Origin of the sequence: Ralstonia sp. 22086 (genome assembly GCF_052045975.1) — a bacterium.
Lineage (GTDB): Bacteria > Pseudomonadota > Gammaproteobacteria > Burkholderiales > Burkholderiaceae > Ralstonia > Ralstonia wenshanensis.
Genome location: NZ_JBQEPZ010000003.1, coordinates 498,845 through 520,151, shown reverse-complemented (window position 1 = coordinate 520,151; position 21,307 = coordinate 498,845). Strand labels below are relative to the sequence as shown.

Here is a 21,307-nt window from a genome sequence, read left to right as displayed (position 1 = left end):
GGGCGTTACTGCGAGACTGGACATCCGCAGTATTGTCTCCGGCCTCAGCCAAGTCAAGCCCTTTTTTTGCCGAGATTTTCTCAAAACGCAGCAGTTGCGAGTGGCGCGTTGCCTTATGGGCACGTGCTCATTTGTCATGGACGGCGCTCGCCTACCACTAACTGAAGAGAGCCGGTTCGTTGCGAATGACTTTTGGAGAACTCAGGCCATGAGCAAGGTTATGACGTGGGCGAAGTTACGGAAAATGATCGCGTTGGGAATGGGGCAGGGACACGGGGAGGCTTACCGGCCGTTCATAGAAGTGAGGCGAAAAAACGCGAGTCCAAGGGGAAATCAATCCGTAGGCCCACTTCCGGGCACTACCAGGCCTTTCCATGCCTTGACTCGCGTTGAGCGACAGATCGGTGTGCTTTGCTATTGGCTTGGTGCGCTCGACGTTCGAGAGCAGTTCCCGGCTTGGCCTTTCGCGCACCCGCATCCGCTGGCCGGCACCGAGGGCGGCGGCTCATTCGGCAAGATCACTGCTCCGGGATTGCTGACACTTGCTGAGGAGGCTGGAATTGCCCATGGGGTATTTCCGGGCAGCGATGTTCCCTATGTTGCAACTCTCGATGTTGTCGTGACTCTAGCCGGGGAAGCGGCCCCACGAATCGTAGTCTTTTCCTGCAAGGGCCGAGGGGACCTTGAAAGCGCGTCGTTCACTTCGAGGATGATGCAGCGGCTTGAGCTTGAGCGTCGCTACTGTGCTGCGATTTCGGCGACGTATCACGTGGCTCACGAGCTTGCGTTATCCCCCACGCTTCTGTCGAACCTCGAAGACTGTGGTGCCTCGTTACAGGTAGAGCAGCAAATACGCGCGGCGCCCGGATTTTCGCGCTTCGCCAGTCTATTGAACGAGGCAATTTCGCAAACGTCGATCCGTGCCGCAGTCGAGTATGCGACCGCCGGCTCGAGCATGCAGAGGCAACTAGCATGGCCCGCATTCAAGCTGCTTGCCTGGCGACTTGACGTCGACATCGATCTATCCGTCCCCACACAGACCTCTCAGATGGCCGAGTTGGGGGGAAGGGGACTGCGAGGAGCGTTGCGTCGCCGGCTTTTCCAGGAGGCGCGGAATGCGTGAGATTCGGGCAAATCTCGTCTTGCGAATCCCTCCTGCCTCCCGCTTTGCTGGTTCCTACCGGGTCGTATTAGTTAATCGGGCAGCAGACAGCTTATGGCTGATTGCGCTTTCTAACGTAATCGGGAAGTCGCTGGCCTACTATCGTCGCCCACGGCGCTACTCCCTCCGAGAAATGGAAGTTCTTCTGGGGCAGTCTGGGGCGGAAACTGGTGAAGGGGACGTTCCAGCCGAATGGCTGCTTTCCGATGATCAAATTCAGTCACGATATGAGCGTGAGAACGCGTCTTCGAAGCGCTGCAGTCAGCTTTCAGTACGCGATAGGCGATGGAGCATCCTTGCGCCGATACTGAGCCAATACACCACATTCGCCCTGCTCGAAGGCGGCCTTTACTATCGCGCGCTCGAGCAGCGCGCCCGAGAACTTGGTGTGCGAGTAAAGATCGTGGCCTCTCTGTTGCATCTGTACTGGGCCGGCGCATGCATCATGAATGCGTTGCTGCCTAGGTACTACAACTCAGGGGCGAGGGGCCGGATACGCATTCAACGGAAGAAGCTTGGGGCACCAGATGTCGCTGCGCGCAATGGAGTTGCTCATGCCGCCGATTTCATCATCAGCCAGGACGATCGTGAAAAACTAAGTTTTGGTTGGGAGACATTCCTTAGGCCAGGACAAACCGTTGCCTCGGCTTACCTCCGAACGGTGGAGGCCTTCTATCGTGACGGTGTCAGCGTGGTGGATGGACGGGAAGTTCCTATCCTCAAGGCGGCGCATGAACGGCCAACGATCCGACAATTCCGCTATTGGGGTACCGTACATCAACTGCCGGGCGTACTGCATTGCCCGGTGCATCATGTTGCTTTACACGGCGCTTGTTTGGACTGCGGATGCGCGCAGGCAAACGTAGCGAGAACACTGTCTTTCAACCAACCTAGCAAGGAAACAAGAGAGGGCGTCGATTCCGCCCAGGCGTCCCAGATGTTGTGTGTCGAAAACGAGGCCAACACAGGTAGAAGGTGCCGCCAAAGACGACACCGAGGAAACGGCAACGTGTGAGATGCAGTGCCTGTGAGCACTCCGTTGGCTCATTGTGGTCAACCTAAGATTCCTCCGTGTCGTGCAGATTCAAGCAAACGGTCGATCTCGCTGGCAGCCTCAGTTGCTTTTTTTGCGGCGGCTTTGGCATTGAGCCCTTGCGCGAGGACCAGTCTCCTGTGTGCGCTATCGCCGAACGTTCTAAGCCCTGGGTAGGTTTTTGCCATATGAGCGCGGAGCGCTTCGACATCGCAGCCGTCATCTCGGAAAGCGCCGTTTGCCCAGACAAGCCTCACGGTGACCCAAGAAAGAACCTCCGCACAAGCGGAGGTTTTTTTATGCGCGCACGCTGCCGAGCATGTCGTGCAACTCGTGGCTCATCATCGCCAGAAAGACGACCAGGCCGATGTAATACACCGTGTAGGTCAGGCGCGATTCGTTCGAGATGCTGTAGTACGCGCGGTTTTCGGGCGCATGCGGGTCGTAACGCCACGCCTTCATCAACTGCGGCACGGCCAGCACCGCAATCAGGATCAGGATCGGACTCGGCCGCCACACGAACAGCGCCACCAGCACCGGCACCCCCAGAAACCAGATGCGCGGCGACAGCACCGCCGTGATGCGTCCACCGTCAAACGGCGAGAGCGGGATCAGGTTGAACAGGTTGAGGAAGCAGCCGGCGTAGGCCAGCGCCAGCAGCAACTGGCTGTCGGTGTAGCGCGCAAGCCCGTAGCAAAGCATCGCGCCGACCGTGCCGGCGACGGGGCCAGCCAAGCCGATATGGGCTTCGGTTTCGACATCCATCGGCTGCTCTTTCAGGTCGATCCATGCGCCCACGAACGGGATGAAGGTGGGCGCCCCCACGGCCAGCCCGCGTTGGCGTGCCGCCATGAAGTGGCCCATCTCGTGGATGAACAGCAGCACCACGAAACCCACCGCATAACGCCAGCCGAACACGAAGGCATAGGCGGCCACCGACAGCAGCATCGTGCCGCCGGTGGTCAGCAGCTTGCCGAACTTCAGCCCTGAAAACAGCAGGATCAGCAGCTTGGCCACGGCTTATGCGCTCGGCTTGCGCTTGAAGAACTTCGCGATGGCCGCGCCAAAGCCTGCCACCGCCAGGATCGCCACCTTCGCAAACTTGGCCAGGAACGCAGCCATCACGGCAAACAGGCCCAGCTTCTTGGCGGCGATGCCACCCACCAGCGCTGCCAGCCCGTACTCGGCCACCTTGTCGGTCTTCGCGTTGAAGTCGGTGTACCGCTTGCCATCTTTGAAATCGAGATCGGCGAGCAGCTTCTGCACGGCGGGTTTATCGGCGTCGACATGGTCGCGGCCGGTGATCAGGTTCAGGCTGATGTAGCCGTCGCGGCCCAGTGCGTAGGTGTTGTAGTTGACCGCGCCGGGGTCATCTGCCGGCTGGCCCTTGGAGCGCGCGGCCATCGACCAAATGAGGCGGTGCGTGGCGGCGTCATAGTGCGGACGCTCGACCCAGCCCTGGATTTCCAGTGCGGGGATGCCGCGCTTCTCGCGCTCTTCGTTGGCGGCGGCGGTGCCTTCCTTGAGCGATTTGTACAGATCGTCGACGTTCCAGTCCCGGGCGTCATCGTCCTTGATGTAGCCCGAGGCCTCGTACTTGGCGACGACCATCCATTCGTCTTCGTCGCTGGTGGGCATGACGAGGCCCAGCATGTCGGGGTTGTTGCTGTTGCCCATGGCATGCATGAGCTGCCCGGCGGCCGGCTGCGGAATGAAGACCTCATCCTTGCCGATCTTGAGCGTGGCCTGGTCACGCAGTTCGATCGAGGTGGGGCCCACCTTCGCGGCAGCCTTGGCTGCAGCCCAGGCTTGCTTCATTTCCTGCTGCGGATCGCTGGCCGGTTGCGCGTGGGCTGACGTAGCGCCCATCGCGCCCATCGCACCTAGCACCGCCGTGCAGGCGAGTGCGCCCGCCCAGGTGCGCAACGCGCCCTGAAACCCCTTTCCCATGTGCTTCTCCCGAAGATGTTCTTGTGTGTTGATTGGCTCGATTCTTCTCATGCTTGCGCAGCCGCCGGGCGGTCTGCAAGCTGGGCCGAAGCATAGCGGGAGCGGCGAGCAGGGCTGTTAATGGGCGTTAATGAAGCCGTGAGGATTACGGTTGAAGGCCCATCTGCCGCAGCAGCGTCTGGTTGTCTTCCAGGTGCCAGTTTTCTGCGATCTTGCCGTCGGCAATGCGATACAGGTCGAAGGCCTGGAAGTCGATCGGCTGGTTCTGCCCGTGCGTGCGGCCGAACTCTCCGGTGAAGTGTCCGCGAAAGCGCAGGTGAACCGAAACGCGGTCGCCGGCAACGACCATGTCTTCGATTTCCACGCGCATGTCGGGCACGGCGGTGCGGAACGCCTTGGACGCATCGAGCGGGCCTTGCGTGCCCTGCACGCGCCCGGCGGGCAATGTGCGGTCGACAAATGCGGGCGACAGGGCCTGCGTGGCATAGCGAGCATCGCCGGTATGCCAGAAGGTGGCGTAGCGACGTGCGGCCAGCACGGCGGCTGCAGCCTGCGGCGTGTCAGGCGCAGCGACGTGGTTCGCGCGGATGAGATCAGCATCGGAGGTTGACGCAATGGCTGCGGGTGCCATTGCGAGGGCGGGCAGCGTCAGCACGGCGGCGGCGAGCAAGGCGGGGCGGATAAGCATGGTGGACTCCGTTGGTTGTGAAGCGCTGCACTGTAGATTTCCAATCGCAGACGATAAAGGCCCTGTGAGTCGATCTGGTTTCAATCCAGATTTGATGATCGATCGCCATGCCGGTCGCCTGCGCGAACGCAATGCCGCGCACGTGATAGTCGGTATCGCGCGCCATACGGCATTCAAATGGTCCGCGCCGCGCCGGGTTTTTCTAGACTGGCCCTTCATCGAACAGACGCATAAAAAACAAGGGAGGGGACGGTGGATCTGAGCCACATCCTGTCGCGCACGGAGCGCGGCACGCAGGAGCTGCAGGCGCGCAGTGGGCACCTAACGCATCGGCAGCGGGCGATCCTGCTGCTCGTCAATGGCGAACGCTGCGCGGCGGACATCCTGGCGCAGTTGAGCAGTGCCGGCCCCGACATTGACGATCGTGCCGAAGACCTCGCGCGCCTGATCGCCGAGGGTTATGTCGCAAGCCGCGCGCCAATCAAGACGGTGTCCATGCTCAAGCCGCCGCTCCAGCCTGCGCCTGCCAAGCCATTTGCACCGCGCCACGTGCGGCAGGCCTCGATTGCCGACTGGCGCCTGAGCCAGGCGGGGGCATTCTCGGCCTTGCAGCGCTATCTCGCCGAAGGTCCGGAAGCGCCGACCGACTTTCTCAACGGCCTGGCCGCACCGCTGTACGCCGCGCTCGCGACATGCCGCAGCGAGGCATCCGCCCACGCCGTTGTCGCGTTTCTGGAAGCGCGCCTGGACGAAGAAGTCTGGAATGTGACCGACGCGTCCTAGGTGTTAACACCGAATTCGTGATTCATTCCCGGTGGATGGGAATGTTGCGTTGATGTATTGAGAAAATCGTCGCATTCTCCGTCGCAACATCACTCGACGGAGTTTCGCGATGACCGAGCCGGGCTTGGCCCCTTCGCCAGCACAATCCGCTGCCGCCACGAGCGGTTCGGACCGCGTGCTGATGGTGCTCGCGACCATCGCGCGCCACGGCCGCCCGGTTGCAGCGCGCGAGCTGGTCGAACTGACCGGCCTGCCGCAGAGCACGCTGTACCGCCAGGTGGCGATGCTCAAGCGATGGGGCTTTGTCCTGGAATCGGCCGGCACCTATGCTCCGGGCCCGATCAGCCTGCAACTCGCACTCGGTTTCGACCACGCTTCGCATCTTGTGCAGGAAGCGCGCATCGGCATGGCCAAACTCGTGGCCGAGTCGGGCGAATCGGTGGGGCTGGTCGTGGCCGTGAAGGACCAGGCCGTCTGCCTGGAGATGGTCGAGAGCCAGCAATCGCTGCGCTGCTCATTCGAGAAGGGGCGCGGCGTGCCCCTCCTGGCCGGCGCCTCTGCCAAGTCATTGCTCGCGTTCATGCCACCTGCTGCCGCGCGCGCCATCCTCGCCGACTTACTGGCCGTCGATACCGACACCCAGGCGCAACTGCAAAGTGAACTCGCTGACATTCGCGCCGCGGGCTATGCGCTGTCCGAAGGCGAGGTCGATCCCGGCGTCTGGGGCGTGAGCGTGCCGGTGTTCCGGCTGCCCGGCCACGCACTCGGCTCCATCACGTTGATGGCGCCGGCAACGCGCGTGCGCGGCAAGGAGCAGCGCCTGATCGACATGACCGTTGCGGCGGCTGCGTCCATTTCTGCGCGGCTGCAGGACATTTGAATTTTTGATTTTTCCGATTCTTTTTTCTCACCCCACAAGCATCACACAAGGAGACCACTCATGGGGAATCGTCGTCACTTCATGCATTCGATGCTGGCTTGTGCCGTGGCGTTGTCCGCTGCGGCGTCTTTCGTAACTGCTGCGCACGCTGCTGGCGAGCCACTGCGCGTGGCCACCGACGCCACCTTCGCGCCGATGGAGTTTGTCGAAAACGGCAAGCGCACCGGCTTTGATGTAGACATGATCGAAGCGCTGGCCCGCACCATGGGCCGTCAGGTCGAGTGGACCGACATCGACTTCAAGGGCCTCGTCCCGGGCCTGATCTCGCGCCGCTTTGACGTGGCCATCTCCGGCATCTACATCACGGAAGAGCGCAAGAAGGTGGTCGACTTCACGGTGCCGTACTACCACGGCGGCCTGGTCGCGATGGTCAAGCAAGGCAACACGGCCATCAAGACGCCGGCGGATCTGAACGGCAAGAAGGTCAGCGTGCAGGTGGGCACCAAGTCGGTCAACTACCTGCGCGAGAACTACCCGAAGGTCGAACGCGTGGAAGTCGAGAAGAACGAGCAGATGTTCAACCTCGTCGAGATCGGCCGTGCCGATGCTGCTGTCACGGGCCGCCCCGCAGCCGCGTACTACGTGAAGGCGCGTCCGGGTCTGCGCCTGGTTGAGCCCGCGCTGACCACGGAGGAATACGGCATCGCCGTGCGCCGCGATCAACCGGAATTGACCAAGGCGTTGAACGCCGCGCTGGAGAAGATCAAGGCCGACGGCACATATGACCAGATCGTCAAGAAGTGGTTTGGCGCCGCCGCCAAGTAACGACCGACGGACACACTGATGGAACTGGATTTTTCTCCTGTCTGGGCCGGCTGGCACGACATTCTGCGCGGTGCGCTCGTGACCGTTGAGGTGACGGCCGCCGCGCTGGTGCTCGGCTGCGTGCTTGGCTTGCTGATCGGCATCGGGCGGCTGAACCCGCGCCGCCGATTCATCTACGGCATCTGCACGGTGTACGTGACGTTCATCCGTGGCACGCCGCTGCTGGTGCAGCTCTTCCTGCTGTTTTTCGGGCTGCCGCAGTTCGACATCCTGCTGCCGGCATTCGTGTGCGGCGTGCTGGGGCTGGGCGTGTATTCGGGCGCCTATGTGTCCGAAATCGTGCGCGGTGCGATCCAGTCGGTGGATCGTGGGCAGATGGAGGCGGCACGCTCGATCGGCATGTCGTCGGCGCAGTCGATGCGCGCGATCATCCTGCCGCAGGCCGTGGTGCGGATGATCCCGCCGCTGGGCAACGAGTTCATCGCGCTGATCAAGAACTCGGCGCTGGTGTCGCTGCTCACGATCCACGACCTGATGCACGAAGGGCAGAAGATCATCAGCGTGTCGTATCGCTCGCTGGAGGTGTATCTGGCGATTGCGCTGGTGTACCTAGTGCTGACGAGCGCCGCCAGCTATCTGCTGCATCGCCTTGAACGCAACATCCGTGCGGGAGGCATGGTGCAATGAACATGACGAATGCGAACCCGCAAACACTCAAGTCCGCGCTGGATGTCCCCATGATCCAGATCCGCGGGCTCACCAAATCGTATGGCGATCACACCGTGCTCAAGGGCATCGACTTTGACGTCGACGCCTCGCAGGTGGTGGTCGTCATCGGCCCTAGCGGCTCGGGCAAGAGCACGTTCCTGCGTTGCTGTAACGGGCTGGAAACCGCAGAAGGCGGCACCATCGACATCTGCGGCAAGCGCCTGATCGACAACGGCAAGTTGCTGCCCGATGGCGAGTTGAACCAGCTGCGGCAGCAGGTCGGCATGGTGTTCCAGTCGTTCAACCTGTTTCCGCATCTTTCGGTACTGCACAACGTCACCGTTGGTCCGCGCATGCTGAGTGGCAAGTCCAAGCACGAAGCTGAGACCGAAGCGCGCGAGCTGCTGCAGAAAGTGGGCCTGGCGCACAAGGCCGACGCGATGCCTGCCAGCCTCTCAGGCGGACAGAAGCAGCGCGTGGCCATTGCCCGTGCGCTGGCGATGCGGCCCAAGGTGATGCTGTTCGACGAGCCGACATCTGCGCTCGACCCGGAACTCGTTGGCGAAGTGCTGCAGGTGATGAAGGTGCTGGCCAAGGAAGGCATGACGATGCTCGTGGTCACGCACGAGATGGGCTTCGCACGCGAAGTGGCCGACGTGGTGGTGGTGATGGACGGCGGCGGCATCGTCGAAGCTGGGCCGCCGTCGGTCATCTTTGGCGAGCCCAAGGAAGCGCGCACGCGTTCGTTCCTGCAAGCGGTGCTGACACGCGCATGACGATGACCGAAGCTGCTACGTTCGATGCTTCCATCTGGCAGGGGCGTGACGACACCGGCGAACGCGGTGACGTCACGCGCCTGTTCCAGATCGTGCAAGCGGCTGATGCGACAACGTTATCCGCGTTGTCCGGCGTGCCCGCGCTGGTCGGGTTTGCGTGCGACGCGGGCGTGGTGCGCAACCACGGCCGCGCCGGTGCTGCGCAGGGCCCGCGCGAAATCCGCCGTGCATTGGCCAATGTTCCCGCGCATGGGCTGTCGGTGCTCGCCGACGCGGGAGATGTCACGTGTGAAGACGGCGATCTGGAACGCGCGCAAGCCGCGCTTGGCGGCACCGTGTGCAAGCTGCTCGATGCCGGTGCGCGGCCGGTCGTGCTCGGTGGGGGACACGAGGTGGCGTTCGGCACCTACCAGGGCCTGCGTCAGCATTGGCAGAAACAAGGCTGGAGGGGGCGTCTCGCGGTCGTCAATTTCGATGCGCATTTCGACCTGCGCACAAGCCGCCCGGGCAACTCCGGCACGCCGTTCGACCAGATCGCAGAAGACTGCGCCGCACACAGCGTCGACCTCACGTATTGCTGCCTCGGTGTGAGCCGCTTGTCGAACACGCCCGCGCTGTTCGAGCGCGCCGATGCACTGCACGCGCACTACGTAGAAGACACCGACGTGCAGGAGCGGCACCTCGATGCCCGCATGGCCGACCTCGATGCATGGCTGGCCGATGCCGATCACGTCTACCTGACCATCGACATGGATGTGCTGGCGGCCGCCGTTGCGCCGGGCGTGTCCGCACCTGCGGCCTACGGAATCACGCTGCCGGTGCTCGAAGCCCTCGTGCAGCATGTCTGCGCCACCGGCAAGGTGCGCGTGGCGGACATCGCCGAGACCAATCCCGAATACGACCAGGACCGTCGCACCGTGCGCGTGGCGGCGCGTCTGGCCTATCACCTGTTGCGTCGCTCATGAAGCTGATTCCTGCAGATGCAATGCGCCGCATGCCGTGGAAGAACGGCGGCGGCGTCACGACTGAAATCGCCATCGCGCCGGCTGGAGCGACGCTCGACAATTTCGACTGGCGCGTGAGCACCGCGCAGGTGGACGCGGCCGGGCCGTTCTCGCGCTTTGCCGGTATTGACCGATCGCTTGCGGTGATTGCGGGCGGCCGTCTGACGATGCATCGTGCCGACTTCGAAGCCGTGATGCTGGCCCCTGGTGAAGCGCCGGTGCGCTTTCCCGGGGAAGCGGACGTGCATGCCACGCTCGATGCGCCGCTGTCGGATTTCAACGTGATGACGCGGCGCGACGCCTGGGCGCATCACGCCGAGGCGATTACCCTGGCAGCCGGCGAGCGCCGTTCGCTGCCGCGATTGCATCCGGGCATGCAATGGCTGGTGTATTGCGTGCACGGCGTGCTGTCGATCGGCGCGGGCGATGTACCACAGGGCGCGGCTGCATGGCTCGATGCCGAGGGCGATCCGTGCACGGTTGTCGCGCGTGTCGGTTCGGTCGGTTATCTGGTGGGTGTGTGGCCGGTCGCATGACGTTGCGCCAGATCAAACGCACCAAAAGAAAAGGGACCCCGTAGGGTCCCTTGCAAGTCTCCCGGCCCGGCACGCATGCCGGGCTCGGCAGAAGACTCTTACTTCTTCTTGTTCACGGCGTCCTTGAAGCCCTTGCCAGCCGTGAACTTCACGGTCTTGGTTGCCGGGATCTTGATGGCTTCGCCGGTGCGCGGGTTGCGGCCCGTGCGTGCTGCACGCTTGCCCGACGAGAACGAACCGAAGCCAACCAGCGTGATGGTGCCGCCCTTGGCGACGGTCTTCTTGATGTTTTCCAGCGCGGAGTTCAGCGCGCGCTCGGCGGCGGCGTTGCTCAGTTCAGCGTCTTTCGCAATGGCGGCTACGAGTTCGGATTTGGTCGTCATGTCAGTTCCCCACTTCAGGTTTGTTGGACAGCGTTGTACTGCGACCCGTTTTATATCACCGTTGCGAAGGGTTGCACATCCCCTAACTGCAAGGGTTTGCGGGCCGTTGCTTGCAGCCGACACTTGTCCCGCCTGGGTTTGCGGGCGGGTATCCGGGAAACACCTGATATCGACGGGGTTTGTTTGCATTTCCGCAAGCGTCCTTCTTGCCGAAAACGCACCGAAAGCGCGCAGGCGGCGCTGCCGAAAACCGGTTCGGCAGACGCCGTACACTGTGTTTCTGGGCCCGTGCAAACTTCATGGAGAACATCATGTCGAGTTCGCAAATGCCTGTCGGACAAGGCTTCGCGGCCGGCGGCGAATCGCCGGAGCAACCCAGCGGACCGGCCGTTCTGGTGGCCGGCGCCAACGGGCTGGTGGGCCGCGCGGTGGTGCGTCGTCTGGTTGCGCAGCCCTGGGCGGGCAGCGTCACGGCGTTTGTACGGCGGCGCGCGGCCTTGACAGCGGGGCAGGCAGCACCCGGTCGATTGCGCGAATGCGTGGTCGATTTTGAACGCCTGAATGCGCCCGAAACGCAGTCTGCGTTTGCCGCCGATATCGTGATCTGCGCGCTTGGCACGACGATCCGGAAGGCTGGCTCGCAGGCTGCATTCCGGCGCGTTGATGTCGAGTATCCGGTCGAATTGGCGCGGCGCGCGTTTGCTGCGGGTGCGCATCATTTTTTGCTGGTGAGCGCGTTGGGCGCAGATGCGCACTCCCGTGTTTTCTACAACCGCTGCAAAGGCGAGGTGGAGGCCGAAATCCTGTCGATCGGCTTTCCGTCCGTGACGGTGGTTCGGCCGTCATTGCTGCTCGGCGCGCGCGCAGAATTTCGGCTCGGTGAACGCGTTGCGCAAGGCGTGTCGCATGCAATCGGATGGATGATTCCGAAGACATGGCGACCGGTGTCGGCGGAATCGGTGGCGGCAGCGCTCGTCATGGCGGCGCGTGTGGATGCGCCGGGCGTGCGTGTGCTGGAAAACGCAGCGTTGCTGGGCGCAAAAGACGAACGGCCGGTGGGGTGATCCACCGGCCGTTTTCGCTCGTGTTTCGCGCGGGGTCTACTTCAAGCGATTACTTTTCGATCGCCTTGCCCGTGCGGTCGTGCATCAGCGACAGCGCAAGCACGCTGATGATCGCCGCGGCCATCACGTAGTACGACGGTGCCAGCTTGCTGCCGGTGGTTTCGATCAACTTCGTGACGATCAGCGGAGCAAAACCACCGAAGATCGTGACCGCCAGGTTGTACGAAATCGACAGGCCGGTAGACCGCACCGCCGTCGGGAATTGCTCGGCCAGCACGGCCGGAGCCGGGCCCGTGAATGCCGCCAGCAACACACCCAGGATCACCTGCACCTGCAGCAGGGTCTGCACCGTCGGGTTGACGTTGAGCCAGTGGAAGAGCGGATACGCCGCAGCTGCAATGACGAGCGCCACCGTGCCCAGCATGCGCTTGCGCCCGATGCGGTCGGACAGGGTACCCATGATGGGACACAGCACAAAGATGATCACGCCGCAAAGTGCAGTCGACTGGAACGTCGCACCGAGCGGTAGCCCAAGTTGTTGCTTGGCATACGTCGGCATGTAGAACACCAGCGTATAGGTGCAGACCGTCCAGAGAATCGTCACGCCCAGGCCGCCCAGCACTTCGCGCGGATGGTCGCGGAAAACTTGCGACAGCGGCGCCAGGCGCGATTCCTTGGCGGCCTTAGCCTTCTGCTCTTTAAACGCCGGCGGCTCGTGCAGGTGCGAGCGGATGTACATACCGACCGGCCCGATCAGCAGCCCGAACAGGAATGGAATGCGCCAGCCCCAGGCGTCGACCTGTTCCGGCGAAAGCCCGTTGATGACGAGCGCGCCCATTGCCGCGCCGAGGATGAACGAGATGCCCTGGCTCGCCTGCTGCCAGCTTGCGAAGTAGCCGCGCCTTTCGTCGGGGGAGTATTCGATCAGGAACGCCGTGGCGCCGCCAACTTCACCACCGGCGGAGAACCCCTGGATGAGACGCGCTATGACGATCAGGATCGGCGCGCCCACGCCGATCTGAGAGTAAGTGGGGGCCAACCCGATGATGGCCGTGCCCAGCGCCATCATCATGATGGTCAGCGTAAGCGCTGCCTTGCGTCCTACGCGGTCGGCGTAAATGCCAAGGACGACGGCGCCGACCGGCCGCATGAAGAACCCCACGCCGAACGTGGCGGCGGTCAGCAGGTACGAAGTGAGTTCATTGCCGGTGGGAAAGAACAGCTTGGCGATGATGAGCGCAAAGAAACCGTAGACGGTAAAGTCGAACCATTCGAGGCCGTTGCCGATCGTGGCTGCGATGATGGCCTTGCGTCGGGTGGCCGCAGAGATGGCCGGTGCCGCTGCCCGATCGCCGTGGGTGGGCGCTGCCGTGGCTTGCATGGATGTGTCCTCCAGTGTTTTATGGGCATCGCCTGCCTCGATCTCTCCCCAGCGCGGGCGGCGAAGCGGTCATGGTAAGTGATCCGGCAAGGATTCGCTGCGGCGCGGTATACGAAGACCTTGGAATTGAGTCAGCCAAACACTGTCGAACGCATATGCACATGCATCCAACGGAGCACATCATGGACCGCGCATCGCAACCTGGCCGCCGTGCCGCCATCCTGCCGGGCGCGCTGGCCGCGTGCGCGGTCGTCTTGCTGGGCGGCTGCGTGGTCGCACCGTATTACGATGCCTACGGCAACCCGATCCCCCCGATGGCCGTGGCGCCTGCGCCAGCGGCTGCGTATCCGTACGATCCTTACTACTACTATGGGCCGGCCTATTACCCAGCGCCGGTTTACGCGGCGCCGGTGTTCGGCAGCGTGTGGATTGGCGGGGGCGGCTGCTGGGGGTGCCATCGCGGTTGGGGTGGCCGCGGGTGGGGCGGTCGCGGCGGCTGGGGTCACGGAGGAGGGTGGGGGCACCGTCATTGAATCGTCATCGTCAACGTGACGAAGAGGCCCATCCGGCGCGCGCGAACGCCAGTTCCGCCGTCAGTTCAATACGCGTGATTGCGTAACGGAATCTGTTGCATCGCGACATACAATCCTTCGCTCTTAAAAGAAAAGCATGCGAGGAGATTGTCGATGTCCGTCATCATCGTGCTGGCTGCGCTGGCATTTCTGATGTTCGCCGCATATCGCGGCTACAGCGTCATCCTGTTTGCACCACTCGCTGCCCTCGGCGCGGTGCTGCTGAGCGATCCATCGGCTGTGGCGCCGGTGTTCTCCGGCATCTTCATGGAGAAGATGGTCGGCTTCGTCAAACTGTATTTCCCGGTATTCCTGCTCGGTGCCGTGTTCGGCAAGGTGATTGAGCTGTCGGGCTTTTCGCGCTCGATTGTCGCGTCGGTCATCCGGGTGGTAGGCGCCAAGCGGGCGATGCTTTCCATCGTGCTGGTGTGCGCGCTGCTGACCTACGGCGGCGTGTCGCTCTTCGTGGTGGTGTTTGCGGTGTACCCGTTTGCAGCCGAGATGTTCCGCCAGGGCAACATCCCCAAGCGCCTGATTCCAGGCACGATCGCACTGGGCGCGTTCTCGTTCACGATGGATTCGCTGCCGGGCACGCCGCAGATCCAGAACATCATTCCGACCACGTTCTTCCACACCACGTCGTGGGCGGCACCGTGGCTCGGCACCATCGGCGCGCTGTTCATCATCGTGGTCGGCATGTCGTATCTGGAATGGCGCCGCCGCGCAGCGCTGCGCAATGGCCACGGCTATGACCACGGCCTCACCAAGCTGGTGAACGAGCCCGAGACCGCCGAGACCGGCACGCTCGCGCATCCGCTCGTCGCGTTGTCGCCGCTGGTGCTGGTGGGCGTGATGAACCTGCTGTTCACGCGCTGGATTCCCACGTGGTACGGCAAGGTCGTCACCGTTGCGTTGCCCGGCCTGCCCAAGCCGCTGACGGTTGAAGCCGACAAGCTGACCGCGATCTGGGCCGTGGAAGCGGCGCTGTTGATCGGCATCATCGTGGTGCTGGTGTTCGGCTTCCGCGCTGTGAAGGGCCGCTTTGCCGAAGGCAGCAAGGCGGCCGTGTCGGGCGCGCTGCTTGCCGCAATGAACACCGCTTCGGAATACGGCTTCGGTGGCGTGATTGCCGCGCTGCCGGGTTTCCTGGTGCTCGCCGATGGCCTGCGTGCGATTCCGAATCCGCTCGTCAATGAAGCAGTAACGGTCAGCACGCTTGCCGGCATCACCGGTTCCGCATCGGGCGGTATGAGCATTGCGCTGGCGGCAATGGCCGATCAGTTCGTGCAGGCCGCGCAGGCGACGGGCATTCCGATGGAGGTGCTGCACCGCGTCGCGGCGATGGCCTCGGGCGGTATGGATACGCTGCCGCACAATGGCGCCGTGATCACGCTGCTGGCCGTGACGGGCCTCACGCACCGCGAGGCGTATCGCGATGTGTTCTGCGTGACGATCATCAAGACGCTGGCGGTGTTCTTCGTGATTGCCGTGTTCTACGCCACCGGCATCGTCTGACGCCCTGTCTGTCGCAACAAAAAAGCCACCGGATATCGGTGGCTTTTTCTATGGGCCGCGAGCAGCGTTATTGGCCGTTCACCGCTTCGGAGCGACGTTCGCGGCAGACGCGCTGGGCTTCACCCACCAGCGAATCGCACTGGTTGGCGCGGTGCGACCAGAACGCGCGGTCCGACGACGATTCGGCCATCGCCTTGCCCTTGCCATGGCGGTGCGTGACGTGCTTGTCGACCCACTTGTCGGTCTTCACATGCGCACGATGGACTTTCTGCTTGAGCGTGCCGGGCGTGGCTTCGGGTTGCGCGCCGGTGGCGTTGTTGTGATAGCCGGGGTTGGCAGCGGCATCGGCGTTGCGCTGAACCTGGGTGCGCGGGCCCTCCATCGGGCTGTCGACGCCCGTCACTGCACTGTGATCCTTCTGCTGGGCTTGCGCGGGCGCCGCGACGATCCACGCGCAGGCGGCCATTGCAATTGCTGCGGCCAGACTCGACATCTTGCGTGCTTGCATGCTCGTTCTCCTTGTTGTGACACGGGGTCGACTTCACGGCACGCATGCCGCGTGCCACGACGTGCATCCCGAACGTCACAATAGGAAAGCGGCCCCCCGGCAGACAGTAGGCGTTGACTGAACCGTCTGTCGGACAAACGCTGTCAAGTCAACGTCAGGTGTGGCGCTCAGGCGCGCATGAACAGCCAGACCGTCAGGACGATCCCGACGATCACGACGAAGCCGCGCAGCACTTTTTCCGGCAGCCGGTGCAGCAGCCACGCGCCGGCAAATCCGCCCGCGATGCCGCCAATGCCCAACGCCACCACGGCCGCCCAGTTCACCTGCGGAGAGAACGCAAACACCGCCACGGCGGATGCATTCATCGTCATGGCGAGCACGTTCTTGGTCGCACCCGCCATGCGCACCTGCTGGCCGGCCACAGTCAGCGCCGCGAGCATCAGGAAGCCGATGCCGCCACCGAAGTAGCCGCCGTAAATGGCAATTGCAAACTGTGCGGTCGCCAGCGCGGTGGTCGACATGCCCGATGCCGCATGCAGCGGTTTGCGGCGGAAGCTGCCCCACGCAAACACGCTCGTCGCAAACAGCACGAGATACGGCACCAGCTTGGCGAAGAACGACGGCGGTGTCGCCAACAGCAACAGTGCGCCCAGCACACCGCCCACCAGGCTGATGACAATGAGCTGCTTGAGCGAGAGGTGATGTTCGCCGGCATCGACGCCGCCGGCCAGTTTGCGCCCGGCAATCGACGAGGTGATCTGGCTGGGGAACAGCGCGATTGTCGACGTCATGTTGGCGCCCAGCGGGTTGAGACCCGCCAGCAGCAAGGCCGGAAACGTGATGAACGATCCGCCGCCCGCAAGGGCATTCTGGGCGCCGGCATAAACGCCGGCCGCCGCGACGAGCAGGGCGGTAGAAAACGGGAGCGTGGTCATAAGCGGGGCGTGCAAGGCGGCTGGAATGACCGCGATGGTAATGGAACGTCCGCGCGCGTGCTCGTCAGCGGAGCGGGGTGTCACTGCCGTGTCGGCGCAGCCACCATTCGACCACCTCGAACGCGCCCTGCACGAGCAGCGCCAGTACCGCGGCGGGGATGGCACCCGCGAGCAGCGTTGCGCTGTCGTTGAGCGCGAGCCCCGTGGCGATGCGCTCGCCATAGCCGCCGGCGCCGATGAACGCGGCAATGGTCGCCGTACCCACGCTGATGACCGCGGCGGTTTTGACGCCAGCCAGAATGACCGGCAGCGCCAGCGGCAGATCCACTACGCGCGTGCGTTGTGACGGCGTGAAGCCTAGCGCCAATGCCGCATCGCGCAGGCCATCGGGCACCTGCTCCAATCCGACGATCGTGTTGCGCACGATGGGCAACAGCGCATAGACCGCCAGCGCAATCAGCGCAGGCACGACGCCAATCGACCCGACGATGGGGATGAGCATCGCCAGCAACGCCAGCGACGGAATCGTCTGCAGCACACCTACGACGGCAAGGATCGGCTGCTTGATCCGGCGACGCGCCGCCATGAGACCCAGCGGCACGCCGAGCAGCACGGCAACGCCAGTCGAAATACCCACCAGCATCAGATGTCGTTGCGTGAGCCGCCCCAGGCCGTCCATCAGCCGGGTGAAGAATGCATGAGCCGGCGTCGCTGCTGGCGTGCTGCCACGCCCAGCGAGAAACTGGCGCGCGGCTTGCGAGAACGACTGGCCTTCGAGTTCGACCGCGGCGTTCATCGCCACCATGTCGTCGCGCTGGATGCGCCCGGCGAGGGCGCTGATCGCCTGCCATTGCGCCGGATGCCGTTGCGCAACGTCAGCGCGGTACAGCAGCACGGCGTCGTAGCGCGGGAAGACGTGCGCAGGGTCGTCGAGCACACGCAGATGTTCGCGGCGGATCTTGGCATCGGTGGAGTAGATGTCGATCGCGTCGACCTGGCTGGCGCGCAGCGCGTCGTAGGCCACGCCGTGGTCGAGGCCCGTCGGTCTTTGGGGCAGCTTGTAGTGCTGCGCAATGGCCGGCCAGCCATCGGCGCGGCCGAGAAATTCGTGCGACAGGCCAAGCCGTAGCGCCGGGTGCGTGGCCAGATCGGCGAGCGTGCGGATGTGTTCGCGTTCGGCATCGGCGTCGCGCATGGCAAGCGCGTAGGTGTCTTCAAAGCCGAGGGGCACGCCGGCCGCCAGGCCCATCGGTGCCAGGCCACGGTTCACGTCGGCCAGCAGCGCTGCCTGATCGGGGTTGGCAGCCTGCTCGGCAGGCAAGTGCAGGATTTCTGCGGCGATGGTGCCGAGGTAGTCCGGGTAGACGTCGATGCTGCCGTTCCTGAGCGCGGCGAAGACGATGGCGGTGTTGCCCAGGCCCGGTACGTGTTCGGCGGGGCCGTGGGGGCTTGCGGTCTGCGTGAGGATCTCGCCCAGCACGTACGACTCGGTGAAGCGTTTGGAGCCGATGCGCAGTGGTGGTTCGGCCAAGGCCGATGCGCTGCACGCCAGCCAGCCCAGCGCGAGCCATGCCAGCAGGCGCCACGGAAAGGCACTACGGATCAGTCGCCGTGTATCCAAAGTTCGTTGAGGTCGGTCAGGCCCCAGTCGCGGGGTTCTTCTCGCGAGACGATCTGGTCGCCGGTGTGCGCCAGATCGATGAGCTCGGGCGCAATCCGCGTGCCCGACGATATCGAGAAGAATACCTTGACCGTGGGCGTGAGCAAGGCGCCCGGCGCATGCTGCATGACCACCGCCAGCCGGCCTGAACGCAGGCGGACCAGCGATCCCACCGGATAGATGCCCACGCTTTTGATAAAGGCATTGAACACCATCGGGTCGAAATGGTTGCCGCGCCATTCGACCATGCGCTGCACCGCGTAGGCAGCTTCCCACGCCTTTTTGTATGGGCGGTCGGACGTGACGGCGTCGTACACGTCGCAGATGGCGCCCATGCGCGCAAACAGCGAGATGCCTTCGCCCGCGAGCTTATGCGGATAGCCGGTGCCGTCCATGCGCTCGTGGTGGTGCAAGCAGACGTCGAGCGCGATGTCGCGCATGCTGCTGTCGCCCGCGAGGATGTCGTGCCCTGCCTGCGGGTGGACGATCACGTGGCGGAATTCAGCATCGGTCAGGGCGCCGGGCTTGTTCAACACCTCAGGCGGGATCGCGATCTTGCCGATGTCATGCAGCAGCCCGGCAAGGCCGGCGTCGCGCACTTCGTCATCGGAGAGCCCCAACTGGCGGCCCAGCGACACCATCAGCGCGCATACCGCCACGGAATGCAGGAACGTGTAGCGGTCTTTTGCTTTCAGGCGCACGAGGCTTGTCAGTGCGCTCGGGTGGCGGTCTACGGAGCCTGAAATGGCTTCCACCAAGGGCAATGCGTCGCGCGCTTCGATCGTGCGGCCCATGCGCGCATCGGCAAACATGGCCTGCACGGCCACCTCTGCCTTGCTGATGAGACGGGCGGCGCGGCGCATTTCTTCCGCATACGTGATGGGGCGCGGTGCGATGTTGGCGTCGGCGGCGCAGGCGGGCGGCGCCGGGGCTTCAGGGGCCGGAGGTGCCGCATTGGCGGCGGCCACGTCGGTGCCGCGTGTGGTGTCGATCCACACCTCGCGCACGCCGCTGGCACGCAGGCGCTGCAATTGGGCGGCGTCTTCCACGCGAAAACGTGCCCGCCAGAACGGGTGGTCGAGCCACGAGCCGACAAATTCGTCGAGGTACATGCCCACCCGCAGGTGTTCGATGGCGATGCGCTTGCGCATGTTGATGTTCAGGGATCGGTCCGTGGCGAGGCACGTTTGCGCAACGGGTTCAAGGGAAGGCGCCCCGCCAATGAATGCATTCTCTTCTATCGGACGCGCGCCCAGGGGCTTGAGGGAGGAAAAATCCGGGCTCGCAATGTGAACTCTGCGGGTGTAGGCAAAAAAAAAGCGGCCAAACGGCCGCCTCGGTAAGCCGGTGCCGGTGCCAACTGGGGCACCCGGCATCGGGGAGGGAGAGTGATACGGGTGATGCGAACAGCGGACGGACGACTTATTGGCCGTCGCTGAACGGGTCAGCCTTGCCGACCAGGGCGCCATCGGTGTACGGATCGGCCTTGCGCAGCGCGCCGTCGGTGTACGGGTCTGCCTTGCGCACGGCGCCGTCGGTGTAGACGTCGGCCTTGCGGGCGCCGTCGGTGTAGGGGTCAGCCTTGGTCACGGCTTGGCCGTTGGTGTACGGGTCTTGGCTTTGCACGCCAGCAGCGAAGGCGGGAACAGCGGCAACAGCGATCAGCGAGGCGAGAATCAGGTTCTTGGTTTTCATGGTGAACTCCACAACAGGGGGGTGAGCATTGCCGCAGGGCAGGTTTCGCTGCGGTGCGGTAACGCGATGGCATAAGCTTAGTCGTTGCTCAGGGGGTAAAAAAGCAGTTCTATTAAACTCTTTGTTCAAAAAATAAGAACAATTGTGACCCCTCAAGCACCGCAATCTGCATATAAGTCATTGAATTGAAATGAAAATATGAGATGCGGGATAACCCTTAATGCGAAGGTGTGACGGCTGGAGCGGCAAAAAATTCCTGCCTCGCAGTCCCCCGATTGTTGCGTTGCATTACAGACGTGGGGATTCCCCTCCCCCCCAACCCCCCATGTGGCGGCTAAACATTCGGCGTGGATGGTCGTTGATGCAGGTACGGGCGGCGTTTTCCGCCCCTTGCAGCAGGAAGGTCATCATGTCCATCACCACCGCTTCCATCGCCCGTTTCGAGATTGACGGCGTCGCTTATCAGGCGAGGCTGTTTGCCATGCCGTTCCACGTGCCGGAAAACGGCCGCGTGCGAGCGCATGCGATCGGCCGTCCGGACATGCCGTTCAGCGGTGTGCACGTCTTGGCCAACTGGCTGAAAGAGCGCGTATTGCCCGAAGGCGTGGGTTTGGTGATGGCCGATCGCCTGTTCTCGCATGGTGCGGTGGACCAGTGGTCGGGCGCAGACGGCGCACGCGCAGCCAAGGTGCTGTCGCAAGTGGCGCTCGGCAGCAAGAGCAGCCATCGCCTGTGGCGCAATACCGTGGCGGGTGGTTTCCGCGACGAGACTGCCTTTTTCCTGGGTGCCGCTTTTGTGCAGACCGACGCCGCGGTCGACGACATTCGGCTGCTCGGTGATCTGATTCCTGCAGCCGAATGGTCCGGCGTGGCCGATGCTGCTTCGACCATGATGGGCCTGCACCTGTATCGCCCTGACGAGCCCGAAACGCTGGTGAACTGCGCGCTGCTGGCGCCGTCCTGGACCGAAACCGCCGTGGAACGCGCCGACGGCTACCGCGCACTGACGTTGCTGCATTCCTTTACCGAAGACGACGAGGTCATCCACGTCGACATCGAACTGCTGCCGCCGGGCCAGGTGGTGTTGCAGGTGGAGTCGTGCTCGACGCGTTTCTCCGCGCGCTTTGACCCGGCGCTCCTGGGCCGCGACATGACCGACGCGCTGCTGCGCGACGCACTGGCCCTGCAACACGGCGATCCGGCCAACCTCCACTAAGCTTGCCGGCGGCTTTCGCCTGAGCGCCGCACG

At 63.6% G+C, this 21,307-nt stretch carries 24 protein-coding genes; 14 read left to right on the top strand and 10 right to left on the bottom strand.

The features are described 5' to 3' along the window. Window positions 1-379 precede the first annotated feature (379 nt). Together ACTJK6_RS15590 and ACTJK6_RS15585 are read left to right on the top strand one after the other, a co-directional pair. Complete coding sequence (locus ACTJK6_RS15590) at window positions 380-1,123, top strand: hypothetical protein (protein WP_440839516.1); 744 nt, start codon at window positions 380-382, stop codon at window positions 1,121-1,123. Next, on the top strand, window positions 1,116-2,177 hold the full coding sequence (locus ACTJK6_RS15585; RefSeq protein WP_440839515.1) for a hypothetical protein: 1,062 nt from the start codon (window positions 1,116-1,118) through the stop codon (window positions 2,175-2,177). Before ACTJK6_RS15590 ends, ACTJK6_RS15585 begins: the two co-directional genes overlap by 8 nt. Window positions 2,178-2,492: 315 nt before the next feature. Here the strand turns inward: ACTJK6_RS15585 and ACTJK6_RS15580 are convergent, their stop codons facing one another. From ACTJK6_RS15580 to ACTJK6_RS15570, 3 genes are all read right to left on the bottom strand, one after another. Next, on the bottom strand, window positions 2,493-3,212 hold the full coding sequence (locus tag ACTJK6_RS15580) for a site-2 protease family protein (protein ID WP_009241367.1): 720 nt from the start codon (window positions 3,210-3,212) through the stop codon (window positions 2,493-2,495). Window positions 3,213-3,215: 3 nt separating this feature from the next. Continuing rightward, window positions 3,216-4,145 carry a DUF2167 domain-containing protein gene (locus ACTJK6_RS15575; RefSeq protein WP_322017647.1) on the bottom strand — a complete coding sequence of 310 codons (930 nt, stop codon included), beginning with the start codon at window positions 4,143-4,145 and terminating at the stop codon, window positions 3,216-3,218. A 145-nt stretch (window positions 4,146-4,290) separates the two neighbouring features. Beyond that, window positions 4,291-4,833, bottom strand: coding sequence for an ester cyclase (locus ACTJK6_RS15570; RefSeq protein ID WP_260802067.1), 543 nt, complete (start codon window positions 4,831-4,833; stop codon window positions 4,291-4,293). A gap of 94 nt (window positions 4,834-4,927) precedes the next feature. Between ACTJK6_RS15570 and ACTJK6_RS15565 the strand changes: the two genes are divergently transcribed. The 8 genes from ACTJK6_RS15565 (at window position 4,928) to ACTJK6_RS15530 (ending at window position 10,345) form a co-directional block, all read left to right on the top strand. After that, window positions 4,928-5,095 (top strand): hypothetical protein, encoded by a 168-nt coding sequence (locus ACTJK6_RS15565; RefSeq protein WP_232040856.1) that lies wholly within the window; start codon window positions 4,928-4,930, stop codon window positions 5,093-5,095. Further along, window positions 5,086-5,616: a hypothetical protein gene (locus ACTJK6_RS15560; RefSeq protein WP_440817108.1), complete on the top strand. Its 531-nt coding sequence runs from the start codon at window positions 5,086-5,088 to the stop codon at window positions 5,614-5,616. The genes ACTJK6_RS15565 and ACTJK6_RS15560 overlap by 10 nt, the downstream gene beginning before the upstream one ends. A 109-nt stretch (window positions 5,617-5,725) precedes the next feature. Then, the gene (locus tag ACTJK6_RS15555; RefSeq protein ID WP_440817110.1) at window positions 5,726-6,496 is read left to right on the top strand and encodes an IclR family transcriptional regulator; all 771 of its coding nucleotides are present in this window, start codon (window positions 5,726-5,728) and stop codon (window positions 6,494-6,496) included. A 60-nt stretch (window positions 6,497-6,556) separates the two neighbouring features. Then, window positions 6,557-7,321: a glutamine ABC transporter substrate-binding protein gene (locus ACTJK6_RS15550; protein WP_260802064.1), complete on the top strand. Its 765-nt coding sequence runs from the start codon at window positions 6,557-6,559 to the stop codon at window positions 7,319-7,321. An 18-nt stretch (window positions 7,322-7,339) separates the two neighbouring features. Then, window positions 7,340-8,008 carry an amino acid ABC transporter permease gene (locus ACTJK6_RS15545; protein ID WP_012762742.1) on the top strand — a complete coding sequence of 223 codons (669 nt, stop codon included), beginning with the start codon at window positions 7,340-7,342 and terminating at the stop codon, window positions 8,006-8,008. Further along, window positions 8,005-8,805 carry an amino acid ABC transporter ATP-binding protein gene (locus ACTJK6_RS15540; RefSeq protein WP_316878698.1) on the top strand — a complete coding sequence of 267 codons (801 nt, stop codon included), beginning with the start codon at window positions 8,005-8,007 and terminating at the stop codon, window positions 8,803-8,805. Before ACTJK6_RS15545 ends, ACTJK6_RS15540 begins: the two co-directional genes overlap by 4 nt. Continuing rightward, a complete protein-coding gene (gene hutG, locus ACTJK6_RS15535) occupies window positions 8,802-9,770 on the top strand; it encodes a formimidoylglutamase (RefSeq protein ID WP_440839514.1) in 969 nt (322 codons plus the stop codon). Before ACTJK6_RS15540 ends, hutG begins: the two co-directional genes overlap by 4 nt. Continuing rightward, a complete protein-coding gene (locus ACTJK6_RS15530; protein WP_440817116.1) occupies window positions 9,767-10,345 on the top strand; it encodes a HutD/Ves family protein in 579 nt (192 codons plus the stop codon). Before hutG ends, ACTJK6_RS15530 begins: the two co-directional genes overlap by 4 nt. Window positions 10,346-10,443: 98 nt before the next feature. Here the strand turns inward: ACTJK6_RS15530 and ACTJK6_RS15525 are convergent, their stop codons facing one another. Next, a complete protein-coding gene (locus ACTJK6_RS15525; RefSeq protein WP_003272088.1) occupies window positions 10,444-10,728 on the bottom strand; it encodes an HU family DNA-binding protein in 285 nt (94 codons plus the stop codon). Between the two features lie 311 nt (window positions 10,729-11,039). Between ACTJK6_RS15525 and ACTJK6_RS15520 the strand changes: the two genes are divergently transcribed. Continuing rightward, entirely contained in the window at window positions 11,040-11,792 is a 753-nt protein-coding gene (locus ACTJK6_RS15520; protein WP_414560994.1) for an oxidoreductase, read from the top strand. Window positions 11,793-11,841: 49 nt separating this feature from the next. Here ACTJK6_RS15520 and ACTJK6_RS15515 read toward each other — a convergent pair whose 3' ends face one another. Continuing rightward, window positions 11,842-13,173 (bottom strand): MFS transporter, encoded by a 1,332-nt coding sequence (locus ACTJK6_RS15515; RefSeq protein ID WP_440817122.1) that lies wholly within the window; start codon window positions 13,171-13,173, stop codon window positions 11,842-11,844. Window positions 13,174-13,355: 182 nt separating this feature from the next. Between ACTJK6_RS15515 and ACTJK6_RS15510 the strand changes: the two genes are divergently transcribed. Continuing rightward, window positions 13,356-13,706 (top strand): hypothetical protein, encoded by a 351-nt coding sequence (locus tag ACTJK6_RS15510; RefSeq protein WP_440839513.1) that lies wholly within the window; start codon window positions 13,356-13,358, stop codon window positions 13,704-13,706. A 153-nt stretch (window positions 13,707-13,859) separates the two neighbouring features. Then, the gene (locus ACTJK6_RS15505; RefSeq protein WP_440839512.1) at window positions 13,860-15,260 is read left to right on the top strand and encodes a GntP family permease; all 1,401 of its coding nucleotides are present in this window, start codon (window positions 13,860-13,862) and stop codon (window positions 15,258-15,260) included. A 67-nt stretch (window positions 15,261-15,327) separates the two neighbouring features. On the opposite strand, the gene ACTJK6_RS15500 is transcribed toward ACTJK6_RS15505, so the two are convergent. From ACTJK6_RS15500 to ACTJK6_RS15480, 5 genes are all read right to left on the bottom strand, one after another. After that, window positions 15,328-15,768: a hypothetical protein gene (locus ACTJK6_RS15500; RefSeq protein WP_232040845.1), complete on the bottom strand. Its 441-nt coding sequence runs from the start codon at window positions 15,766-15,768 to the stop codon at window positions 15,328-15,330. Between the two features lie 167 nt (window positions 15,769-15,935). Then, the gene (locus ACTJK6_RS15495; protein ID WP_322017495.1) at window positions 15,936-16,703 is read right to left on the bottom strand and encodes a sulfite exporter TauE/SafE family protein; all 768 of its coding nucleotides are present in this window, start codon (window positions 16,701-16,703) and stop codon (window positions 15,936-15,938) included. Between the two features lie 64 nt (window positions 16,704-16,767). Next, window positions 16,768-18,324, bottom strand: a complete 1,557-nt coding sequence (locus ACTJK6_RS15490) for an ABC transporter permease/substrate-binding protein (protein ID WP_440839511.1) — start codon at window positions 18,322-18,324, stop codon at window positions 16,768-16,770. Further along, entirely contained in the window at window positions 18,306-19,514 is a 1,209-nt protein-coding gene (locus ACTJK6_RS15485) for an HD-GYP domain-containing protein (protein ID WP_232040842.1), read from the bottom strand. Before ACTJK6_RS15485 ends, ACTJK6_RS15490 begins: the two co-directional genes overlap by 19 nt. Before the next feature lie 271 nt (window positions 19,515-19,785). Further along, window positions 19,786-20,058: a hypothetical protein gene (locus ACTJK6_RS15480; RefSeq protein WP_124381667.1), complete on the bottom strand. Its 273-nt coding sequence runs from the start codon at window positions 20,056-20,058 to the stop codon at window positions 19,786-19,788. 409 nt (window positions 20,059-20,467) lie between these two features. Here ACTJK6_RS15480 and ACTJK6_RS15475 point away from each other — a divergent pair, with 409 nt between their 5' ends. Beyond that, window positions 20,468-21,274: a hypothetical protein gene (locus ACTJK6_RS15475; protein WP_232040840.1), complete on the top strand. Its 807-nt coding sequence runs from the start codon at window positions 20,468-20,470 to the stop codon at window positions 21,272-21,274. Window positions 21,275-21,307: the final 33 nt, after the last annotated feature.

What these genes read in the sequence shown, in the direction of transcription:
- ACTJK6_RS15515 (WP_440817122.1), bottom strand. Translation starts at nt 13,173, where the DNA reads ATGCAAGCCACGGCAGCGCCCACCCACGGCGATCGGGCAGCGGCACCG.
- ACTJK6_RS15485 (WP_232040842.1), bottom strand. Translation starts at nt 19,514, where the DNA reads ATGCGCAAGCGCATCGCCATCGAACACCTGCGGGTGGGCATGTACCTC.
- ACTJK6_RS15475 (WP_232040840.1), top strand. Translation starts at nt 20,468, where the DNA reads ATGTCCATCACCACCGCTTCCATCGCCCGTTTCGAGATTGACGGCGTC.
- ACTJK6_RS15565 (WP_232040856.1), top strand. Translation starts at nt 4,928, where the DNA reads ATGATCGATCGCCATGCCGGTCGCCTGCGCGAACGCAATGCCGCGCAC.
- ACTJK6_RS15525 (WP_003272088.1), bottom strand. Translation starts at nt 10,728, where the DNA reads ATGACGACCAAATCCGAACTCGTAGCCGCCATTGCGAAAGACGCTGAA.
- hutG (WP_440839514.1), top strand. Translation starts at nt 8,802, where the DNA reads ATGACGATGACCGAAGCTGCTACGTTCGATGCTTCCATCTGGCAGGGG.
- ACTJK6_RS15570 (WP_260802067.1), bottom strand. Translation starts at nt 4,833, where the DNA reads ATGCTTATCCGCCCCGCCTTGCTCGCCGCCGCCGTGCTGACGCTGCCC.
- ACTJK6_RS15495 (WP_322017495.1), bottom strand. Translation starts at nt 16,703, where the DNA reads ATGACCACGCTCCCGTTTTCTACCGCCCTGCTCGTCGCGGCGGCCGGC.
- ACTJK6_RS15480 (WP_124381667.1), bottom strand. Translation starts at nt 20,058, where the DNA reads ATGAAAACCAAGAACCTGATTCTCGCCTCGCTGATCGCTGTTGCCGCT.
- ACTJK6_RS15540 (WP_316878698.1), top strand. Translation starts at nt 8,005, where the DNA reads ATGAACATGACGAATGCGAACCCGCAAACACTCAAGTCCGCGCTGGAT.
- ACTJK6_RS15585 (WP_440839515.1), top strand. Translation starts at nt 1,116, where the DNA reads ATGCGTGAGATTCGGGCAAATCTCGTCTTGCGAATCCCTCCTGCCTCC.
- ACTJK6_RS15500 (WP_232040845.1), bottom strand. Translation starts at nt 15,768, where the DNA reads ATGCAAGCACGCAAGATGTCGAGTCTGGCCGCAGCAATTGCAATGGCC.
- ACTJK6_RS15550 (WP_260802064.1), top strand. Translation starts at nt 6,557, where the DNA reads ATGGGGAATCGTCGTCACTTCATGCATTCGATGCTGGCTTGTGCCGTG.
- ACTJK6_RS15555 (WP_440817110.1), top strand. Translation starts at nt 5,726, where the DNA reads ATGACCGAGCCGGGCTTGGCCCCTTCGCCAGCACAATCCGCTGCCGCC.
- ACTJK6_RS15510 (WP_440839513.1), top strand. Translation starts at nt 13,356, where the DNA reads ATGGACCGCGCATCGCAACCTGGCCGCCGTGCCGCCATCCTGCCGGGC.
- ACTJK6_RS15520 (WP_414560994.1), top strand. Translation starts at nt 11,040, where the DNA reads ATGTCGAGTTCGCAAATGCCTGTCGGACAAGGCTTCGCGGCCGGCGGC.
- ACTJK6_RS15545 (WP_012762742.1), top strand. Translation starts at nt 7,340, where the DNA reads ATGGAACTGGATTTTTCTCCTGTCTGGGCCGGCTGGCACGACATTCTG.
- ACTJK6_RS15530 (WP_440817116.1), top strand. Translation starts at nt 9,767, where the DNA reads ATGAAGCTGATTCCTGCAGATGCAATGCGCCGCATGCCGTGGAAGAAC.
- ACTJK6_RS15575 (WP_322017647.1), bottom strand. Translation starts at nt 4,145, where the DNA reads ATGGGAAAGGGGTTTCAGGGCGCGTTGCGCACCTGGGCGGGCGCACTC.
- ACTJK6_RS15505 (WP_440839512.1), top strand. Translation starts at nt 13,860, where the DNA reads ATGTCCGTCATCATCGTGCTGGCTGCGCTGGCATTTCTGATGTTCGCC.